Origin of the sequence: Streptomyces sp. SBT349 (genome assembly GCF_001083795.1) — a bacterium.
Classification (GTDB): domain Bacteria; phylum Actinomycetota; class Actinomycetes; order Streptomycetales; family Streptomycetaceae; genus Streptomyces.
On the sequence record NZ_LAVK01000579.1, the window covers coordinates 1 to 2,589 of the forward strand.

The 2,589-nt window shown below is 72.3% G+C and carries 4 protein-coding genes; 2 read left to right on the forward strand and 2 right to left on the reverse strand.

Going from position 1 to position 2,589, the window contains the following annotated elements:
• Positions 1 to 32: 32 nt before the first annotated feature.
• Both ADY01_RS34810 and ADY01_RS34815 read right to left on the reverse strand, forming a co-directional pair.
• Positions 33 to 356: a hypothetical protein gene (locus ADY01_RS34810; RefSeq protein ID WP_078900870.1), complete on the reverse strand. Its 324-nt coding sequence runs from the start codon at positions 354 to 356 to the stop codon at positions 33 to 35.
• The gene (locus tag ADY01_RS34815) at positions 302 to 1,279 is read right to left on the reverse strand and encodes an SPFH domain-containing protein (protein ID WP_049580817.1); all 978 of its coding nucleotides are present in this window, start codon (positions 1,277 to 1,279) and stop codon (positions 302 to 304) included. Before ADY01_RS34815 ends, ADY01_RS34810 begins: the two co-directional genes overlap by 55 nt.
• A gap of 91 nt (positions 1,280 to 1,370) precedes the next feature.
• Between ADY01_RS34815 and ADY01_RS34820 the strand changes: the two genes are divergently transcribed.
• Positions 1,371 to 2,027 carry a DUF1707 SHOCT-like domain-containing protein gene (locus tag ADY01_RS34820; protein ID WP_049580818.1) on the forward strand — a complete coding sequence of 219 codons (657 nt, stop codon included), beginning with the start codon at positions 1,371 to 1,373 and terminating at the stop codon, positions 2,025 to 2,027.
• 170 nt (positions 2,028 to 2,197) lie between these two features.
• Positions 2,198 to 2,563, forward strand: coding sequence for a WhiB family transcriptional regulator (locus tag ADY01_RS34825; protein ID WP_078900871.1), 366 nt, complete (start codon positions 2,198 to 2,200; stop codon positions 2,561 to 2,563).
• The last annotated feature ends 26 nt before the right edge of the window (positions 2,564 to 2,589 follow it).

Sequence of the window (2,589 nt, forward strand, 5' to 3'; positions counted from 1 at the left end):
CGCCCGGCCGCCCGAGGACGGTCAGGGGCCCGTCATCCCTCCTCCACCTGCCCCGCCGGGCCCCCGGGCTCCGCGCTCTCCCGCGCCGCCCCGGCCTCCTTCGGGGGCCTTCCGCGCCTCGGGTGCGGCCGGGCGTTCCCCGGGAGGCGCCCGGCGTCCCGGAGCGCCTGCCGGAGCAGGAAGTCGATCTGCGCGTTGGTGGAGCGCAGTTCGTCCGCCGCCCACCGCGCCAGCGCGTCGTGGACAGCGGGGTCGAGCCGCAGCAGCACCTGCTTGCGCGCGCGCCGCGCCGGTCCTTCCGTCACTGGTAGAGCGACCCCGTGTTGACCACCGGCTGCGCCGCACGGTCGCCGCAGAGCACCACCAGCAGGTTGGACACCATGGCGGCCCTGCGCTCGTCGTCCAGCGCCACCACCTCCATCCGCTCCAGCCGTTCGAGCGCGGCCTCCACCATGCCGCAGGCGCCCTCCACGATCGCCTGCCGGGCCGCGACCACCGCCCCCGCCTGCTGGCGCTGGAGCATGGCCGAGGCGATCTCGGGCGCGTAGGCGAGGTGGGTGAAGCGCGACTCGATGATGCGCACGCCGGCCGCCCTGACCCGCGCGGTCAGCTCGACGGCCAGCTTCTCGGTGATCTCCTCGGCGTCGGCGCGCAGCGACAACTGGTCCTCGCCGTGGGCGTCATAGGGGTACTCGATGGCGATGTGCCGGACGGCCGACTCGGTCTGGGTGGAGACGAACTCCACGAAGTCGTCCACCTCGAAGCTGGCCTGGGCGGTGTCCTCGACCTGCCAGACGATGACGGCGGCGAGCTCGATCGGGTTGCCGTCGGCGTCATTGACCTTGAGCACGGCCGTCTCGTGGTTGCGTACGCGGGTGGAGATCTTGACGCGGGTGGTCAGCGGGTTGACCCACCGCAGGCCGTCGTCGCGGATGGTGCCGGTGTAACGCCCGAAGAACTGCACCACGCGCGCCTCGCCCGGGGCCACCATGTTGAGTCCGGTCATCATGAAGACCGCCACCAGGAACATGAGCGACCCCGCCACCAGCAGCGGAACGCCCACCGCGGCCGAGTCGCGGGCGGCCAGCGCGATGCCGGTGAACGTGCCGGCCAGCCCGAGCAGCGAGCCGAGGAAGGTGAGGACCAGCGCGAGGCCGCCGGGAACGCTGCGCGCCCGGGCCTCGCGGACGCCGGGCGCCGGCATCTGCGGGGCGTCGGGGACGTCGGGGGCGTCCCGCGGGTCAGGTGAGGCGGGTGTGGCGGGTGTGCTGCCGTTCATGGGAACCCCGTTCGTCGATGGCTAGCAATCTGCTATCAAATTAGCACACGGGGGCTAGTCGCGATGTATCGCGTGTCTGTAGGCTGGTCGCGTGAACGCTGACAACCGGCCCGTCGTGCCGCTCGACAAGCAGCCTGTCCGCGCGTCAGACGCGGACCGTGACCGGATAGCCGACATCCTGCGCGACGCCCTGGCCGAGGGCAGGCTCGACCCGGAGGAGCACGCCGAGCGGGTCGAGGCGGTGTTCAAAGCGAAGACGCTGGCCGAGCTGGACCCGTTGATCCGGGACCTGCCCGCGGGGCAGCCGCAGTACCCGCCGCCGCCCGCGGCCTCTCCGGACCCGTCCAAGCGGGGCGGCATGGCGCACGGCGTCAGCATGTCCAACGCGAAGAACGTGGTGGCGGTCCTCAGCGGGGCGAACCGGCAGGGCCGCTGGCGGGTGGGTCCCAAGGTCAACGCGGTGGCCGTCTGCGGCGGCGTCGAACTCGACCTGACCGAGGCGATCTTCGAGTACCGGCACGTCGTCATCAACGCGACGGCGATCTGCGGCGGCATCGAGATCAAGGTCCCGGAGAACGTGAGCCTGCGCAGCGCCGGCAGCGGCGTGATGGGCGGCTTCGAGGTGGCCGAGGCCGAGTCCTCCGAGCCGTCCGCCCCCGTGGTGGTGGTCCAGGGAGTCGCCATCTGGGGCGGCGTGGACGCCAAGCGCGTCGCGGGCAAGCGCCTGCGCAACCTCAGCGACGGCTGATACGTCTGACGGCGCTGTCGCTCCGTGCATAGACGTGCGCACAGCGGGTAGGGCTGGGGGGACCGTCACTCGTATGGCCGCATGGTGGGAAGGGCGAACAGCGGCACCCCCTGACGGGTGAGGGTCCACCAGCCAGGAGCGACCCCCGTAGCCGTCGTCAGGAGTTGACCGTGCTGCAATCGTCACCGCCACATGAGTCCCAGTGGTCACCAGCCGTCCCCACGCAACGCAGTTCGAAAGACCTCGGTGGGCCCTGGCACTCGGAGGCCGCCTGCCGGCGGGATGAGGCGGGGCTGTTCTTCGCCCCCTCCCAGGAGCCCACGGCGGCCCGCCTCTCCCGGGAGCAGGCGGCCAAGTCGGTGTGTGCCCGCTGCCCGGTGCTGCTCGAATGCCGCGAGCACGCGCTGCTCCAGCCCGAGCCGTACGGCGTCTGGGGCGGGCTGACGGCCGCCGAGCGCCGCGTGGTGCTCAGCCGCAGACGCCGCCGTGACGGCTCCTCCGGGACACGGCCGTCGGACATCAGCCGCATCGCCTGACCCGCCGCGTTCCCTCGCGTTCCCTC